At 46.7% G+C, this 6,222-nt stretch carries 1 protein-coding gene, 2 tRNA genes and 3 rRNA genes; all 6 read left to right on the top strand.

All coding sequences use genetic code 11. The annotated features are described in order from the left end of the window. The coding region (locus AC59JO_RS29515) for a hypothetical protein (protein ID WP_497309990.1) at positions 1-249 on the top strand (249 nt) is incomplete at its 5' end. 306 nt (positions 250-555) lie between these two features. Then, positions 556-2,076 (top strand): 16S ribosomal RNA (locus tag AC59JO_RS29510). 232 nt (positions 2,077-2,308) lie between these two features. Beyond that, positions 2,309-2,383: transfer RNA gene (locus tag AC59JO_RS29505), tRNA-Ile, on the top strand. Between the two features lie 95 nt (positions 2,384-2,478). Continuing rightward, a tRNA-Ala gene (locus tag AC59JO_RS29500) sits at positions 2,479-2,552 on the top strand. A 287-nt stretch (positions 2,553-2,839) separates the two neighbouring features. Beyond that, positions 2,840-5,717 (top strand): 23S ribosomal RNA (locus AC59JO_RS29495). 325 nt (positions 5,718-6,042) lie between these two features. Beyond that, positions 6,043-6,154 (top strand): 5S ribosomal RNA (rrf, locus tag AC59JO_RS29490). Together the 16S, 23S and 5S rRNA genes with 2 tRNA genes alongside form the textbook arrangement of a ribosomal RNA operon. Positions 6,155-6,222: the final 68 nt, after the last annotated feature.

Below are 6,222 nucleotides of genomic sequence, written 5' to 3'. Positions count from 1 at the left end.
ACCTTTGCAGCCCGCAAACGAGGGAGCGGGGATAGTTCTTTAAAGGTTGAGAGTGAGTTAGGGAAGAGGAGAAAAAAGATAAAAATCTTTTTGTGGAATTGGGAAATAATTCACACCTTTGCAGCCCGCAAACGGGGAGAAAGAGAGAGGGAAGCGGGTCTGAAACTTAGAATAAAAAAAATAAAAAAAAGTTTTGGAAATAAAGAAAAGGTTTCTACCTTTGCAGCCCCAAGCGGGACAGAAGTTTAAAGGCTTCTAAAGAAAAGAGGATGAGGGCTTTAGGTTCTCGGAATCAAAGCGGAAAGAGAGCGATTCTCGCCGGATAGAAAATGACAAATCAGATCAGGTAATCCTGAAGATTATATAGCAGAACCGTGAAGGGGAGGCGAAAAAGTTCTTTTAAGAAATGGAAATCATGTAGCGTAACGGGAGGCGCGTAGAGACTAAGGTCGATACAAGCTGAAGAGTTACAAATAAGCGAGAAACTGTATAAAGATATAATAATACAGATTCTATTAATTAATAATAGGGTCAGAGATTAAAACAAAACATTTTACAATGGAGAGTTTGATCCTGGCTCAGGATGAACGCTAGCGGCAGGCCTAATACATGCAAGTCGGACGGGATAGGAGAGCTTGCTTTCCTTGAGAGTGGCGCACGGGTGCGTAACACGTATGTAACCTACCTTGATCAGGGGGATAGCCTCTCGAAAGAGAGATTAAGACCGCATAACATATTGAAGTGGCATCGCTTTAATATCAAATATTTATAGGATCAAGATGGGCATGCGGAACATTAGCTAGTTGGTAAGGTAACGGCTTACCAAGGCTACGATGTTTAGGGGATCTGAGAGGATGACCCCCCACACTGGTACTGAGACACGGACCAGACTCCTACGGGAGGCAGCAGTAAGGAATATTGGTCAATGGACGGAAGTCTGAACCAGCCATGCCGCGTGCAGGAAGACGGCCCTATGGGTTGTAAACTGCTTTTGCAGGGGAATAAACCTCGATACGTGTATCGAGTTGAATGTACCTTGAGAATAAGGATCGGCTAACTCCGTGCCAGCAGCCGCGGTAATACGGAGGATCCAAGCGTTATCCGGATTTATTGGGTTTAAAGGGTGCGTAGGCGGCCTGTTAAGTCAGGGGTGAAAGACGGTAGCTCAACTATCGCAGTGCCCTTGATACTGATGGGCTTGAATGTACTTGAGGTAGGCGGAATGTGACAAGTAGCGGTGAAATGCATAGATATGTCACAGAACACCAATTGCGAAGGCAGCTTACTAAAGTATGATTGACGCTGAGGCACGAAAGCGTGGGGATCAAACAGGATTAGATACCCTGGTAGTCCACGCCCTAAACGATGAACACTCGATGTTGGCGATATACGGTCAGCGTCTAAGCGAAAGCGTTAAGTGTTCCACCTGGGGAGTACGCCCGCAAGGGTGAAACTCAAAGGAATTGACGGGGGCCCGCACAAGCGGAGGAGCATGTGGTTTAATTCGATGATACGCGAGGAACCTTACCCGGGCTTGAAAGTTAGTGAATAGAGCAGAGACGCTCTAGTTCTTCGGAACACGAAACTAGGTGCTGCATGGCTGTCGTCAGCTCGTGCCGTGAGGTGTTGGGTTAAGTCCCGCAACGAGCGCAACCCCTATGTTTAGTTGCCAGCATTTAAGGTGGGGACTCTAAACAGACTGCCTATGCAAATAGAGAGGAAGGAGGGGACGACGTCAAGTCATCATGGCCCTTACGTCCGGGGCTACACACGTGCTACAATGGATGATACAGAGGGCAGCTACCTGGCAACAGGATGCCAATCTCATAAAGTCATTCACAGTTCGGATCGGGGTCTGCAACTCGACCCCGTGAAGTTGGATTCGCTAGTAATCGCGTATCAGCAATGACGCGGTGAATACGTTCCCGGGCCTTGTACACACCGCCCGTCAAGCCATGGAAGCTGGAAGTGCCTGAAGTGCGTAACCGCAAGGAGCGTCCTAGGGTAAAGTCGGTAACTGGGGCTAAGTCGTAACAAGGTAGCCGTACCGGAAGGTGTGGCTGGAATACCTCCTTTCTGGAGCAGTTTCTCAGAGTGATTCGGAACTGTTACCTACATGATATTTCTTAAAGTAGTAGATATGAGATGTGAGATAAGAGACATGAGATATCGCTATAAAATAAACGTAAAAAAGAAAACCCAGAAGATGAAGCCATCGTGTTGTGTGAACAACTGAGGCAGGATTGTAAGAGATTACGATTTACGATAAAAATCTAAAATCGTAAATCCGAAATCCGAAATAAAGAATAGTCCTGTAGCTCAGCTTGGTTAGAGCACTACACTGATAATGTAGGGGTCAGCAGTTCAAATCTGCTCGGGACTACAAAAAAGGCAATGAGTGAATTAATGAGTTAGTGAGTTAGTGAATTGAAAGAAATCGCTAATTCAAAAAAACACCAAATCACTAATTAATCTTAGGGGGGATTAGCTCAGCTGGCTAGAGCACCTGCCTTGCACGCAGGGGGTCAACGGTTCGAATCCGTTATTCTCCACGATGCAGATTAGCAAATGTGAAGATATGCAGATGTGCAAATGAGAAATCATCTGCACATCTGAAATCAAACATCTGTACATCCGCAAAACGTTCTTTGACATATTGGAAGAAGTAATTGAAAACAAGAGAAAACAACAGATAGAGACGTTTTTTCAGTTCAATGGTTCATTAGTAAATTAGTTCATTGGTAGCAATACTGCTTGGACAAATGAACGAGTGAACAAGTGAACGAATCAACTAATCTAAAATAAAGACATACCTTGCGGCGCAAAAGGCGCAAGAGTAGAAGAAAGTAAGAAAGGGTACACGGGGGATGCCTTGGCTCTCAGAGGCGAAGAAGGACGTGATAAGCTGCGATAAGCACCGGGGATTTGCAAATAAGACTTGATCCGGTGATTTCCGAATGGGGAAACCTAATTATCTGAAGGATAATTGCATAAATGCGCTAACCTGCCGAACTGAAACATCTAAGTAAGCAGAGGAAGAGAAAACAATAGTGATTTCCAGAGTAGTGGCGAGCGAAATGGAAGAAGCCCAAACCTGTTATGTTACGGCATAACAGGGGTTGTAGGACCACAACATGAATATTAAAGAGAACCGGAACGGGGTGGGAAACCCGGCCAAAGAGCATGAGAGCTGCGTACGGGTAATTGATAGTAGGATAGTGGTATCCTGAGTACCGCGAGGTCGGAGACGCCTTGTGGGAATTTGCCGGCACCATCCGGTAAGGCTAAATACTCCTGAGAGACCGATAGTGAACCAGTACCGTGAGGGAAAGGTGAAAAGAACCCCGAACAGGGGAGTGAAATAGAACCTGAAACCGTGTACTTACAAGCGGTCGGAGCCAGTAATGGTGACGGCGTGCCTTTTGCATAATGAGCCTACGAGTTACTCTTCCCTGGCAAGGTTAAGTGTTTAAGACACGGATCCGAAGCGAAAGCGAGTCTGAAAAGGGCGTATAGTCAGGGGAGGTAGACGCGAAACCTTGTGATCTACCCATGGGCAGGTTGAAGGTGCCGTAACAGGTACTGGAGGACCGAACCGATAAACGTTGAAAAGTTTCCGGATGACTTGTGGGTAGGGGTGAAAGGCTAATCAAACTGGGAAATAGCTCGTACTCCCCGAAATGTTTTTAGGAACAGCCTGGCGGTTGAGTTATAAAGAGGTAGAGCTACTAATTGGGTGCGGGGGAGTCAAATCCTACCAAATCCAGATAAACTCCGAATGCTTTATAATATACGCTGGAGTGAGGCTATGGGTGCTAAGGTCCATGGCCGAGAGGGAAAGAACCCAGACCATCAGCTAAGGTCCCTAAATTATTGCTAAGTTGAACTAACGAGGTCCGATTGCACAGACAGCTAGGATGTTGGCTTGGAAGCAGCCATTCATTTAAAGAGTGCGTAACAGCTCACTAGTCGAGCGATCGGGCATGGATAATAAACGGGCATCAAGCAGTATACCGAAGCTATGGATTCATATTTAATATGACTGGTAGGGGAGCATTCTACAATCGGCGAAGCAGGAAGGTAACTGACTGTGGAGAGTGTAGAAAAGCAAATGTAGGCATAAGTAACGATAAGGCGGGAGAGAAACCCGCCCACCGAAAGACTAAGGTTTCCTGATCAACGCTAATCGGATCAGGGTTAGTCGGGGCCTAAGGTGAAGCCGACAGGCGTAGCCGATGGACAACTGGTTAATATTCCAGTACTTTTTATTACTGCGATGCGGTGACGGAGTAGTGACACTGACGCGAACTGACGGAATAGTTCGTTAAAGGCTGTAGGTATATGGTTTGTAGTTAAGTACGCAGATCATGCTGAAAGCTGATAGTACACAGAACCTTCGGGGGATGTGATAGTTCAGGTAATCAGACTTCCAAGAAAACCCGCTAAGCTTCAGGTAATAAAAACCCGTACCGTAAACCGACACAGGTAGTCGAGGAGAGAATCCTAAGGTGCTCGAGTGAATCATGGCTAAGGAACTCGGCAAAATGGCCCTGTAACTTCGGGAGAAGGGGCGCTGGCAGCAATGTCAGCCGCAGTGAAAAGGCCCAGGCGACTGTTTAACAAAAACACATGGCTATGCAAAATCGAAAGATGACGTATATGGCCTGACACCTGCCCGGTGCTGGAAGGTTAAGAGGGGATGTTAGTCGCAAGGCGAAGCATTGAATCGAAGCCCCAGTAAACGGCGGCCGTAACTATAACGGTCCTAAGGTAGCGAAATTCCTTGTCGGGTAAGTTCCGACCTGCACGAATGGTGTAACGATCTGGGCGCTGTCTCAGCCATGAGCTCGGTGAAATTGTGGTATCGGTGAAGACGCCGGTTACCCGCAACGGGACGGAAAGACCCCATGCACCTTCACTATAGCTTAACATTGATATCGGATACAGGATGTGTAGGATAGGTGGGAGACTGTGATGTGGCTTCGCCAGGAGTCATTTAGTCAACGTTGAAATACCACCCTTTCTGTATTTGGTGTCTAACTCTACAAAGTGGAGAACATTGTTTGGCGGGTAGTTTGACTGGGGTGGTCGCCTCCAAAAAGGTAACGGAGGCTTTCAAAGGTAAGCTCAGTACGCTTGGTAACCGTACGCGGAGTGCAATAGCATAAGCTTGCTTGACAGTGAGACAGACAAGTCGAGCTGGGTCGAAAGACGGATATAGTGATCCGGTGGTTCTGCATGGAAGGGCCATCGCTCAAAGGATAAAAGGTACGCTGGGGATAACAGGCTGATCTCCCCCAAGAGCTCATATCGACGGGGAGGTTTGGCACCTCGATGTCGGCTCGTCACATCCTGGGGCTGGAGAAGGTCCCAAGGGTTGAGCTGTTCGCTCATTAAAGTGGCACGCGAGCTGGGTTCAGAACGTCGCGAGACAGTTCGGTCCCTATCTGTTGTGGGCGCAGGAAGTTTGAGTGGGGCTGACCTTAGTACGAGAGGACCGGGTTGGACTAACCTCTGGTGAATCTGTTATGCCGCCAGGTGTACTGCAGAGTAGCTACGTTGGGAATAGATAAGCGCTGAAAGCATCTAAGTGCGAAACTAGCCACAAGATGAGACTTCCATAGAGGGTCGTAGGAGACTACTACGTTGATAGGTTACAGGTATAAAGGTGGTGACATCATAGCCGAGTAATACTAATTGCCCGAAGCTTTCTTCGTGAAGAAACGTTCACTGGTTCATTTGTTCATTAGTTGATTGGTAGCAATACTGATAAGACGAGGGATAGATGAGCCGGTGAGAAACAAAACAAACAGATAAACAACAAAAGCTGTTGTTTTCTCTTAAATTCAATCACTTCTTTCAATAATATGTCATTGTTTGCTGGTTCATTAGTTCATTGGTGTCATTGGTTCATTAGTAGCCAGATAACGAAAGAAGAGAGGACAATAACAAACAAATAAAATATCGGTACAAAGGTAAAATTCTACAGTATGCTCAGACCAATGAACTACTGAACGAATGAACCAATGAACCAAAAGAAATTCAGGTGCCTATATCGGCGGTGTCTACCTCTTCCCATTCCGAACAGAGAAGTCAAGCCCGCCAGAGCCGATGGTACTGCGGTAAAACGTGGGAGAGTAGGTCGGTGCCACCCTTTATCACCTTCAATGGTGCAACATTGCAAAAGCCTTAGCTAATACCTAAGGCTTTTTGCGTTTACAG

Source organism: Mucilaginibacter sp. A5337 (genome assembly GCF_059690695.1).
The sequence above is the reverse complement of the archived record's forward strand: the minus strand, read 5'-3'. Positions and strand labels throughout refer to the sequence as shown.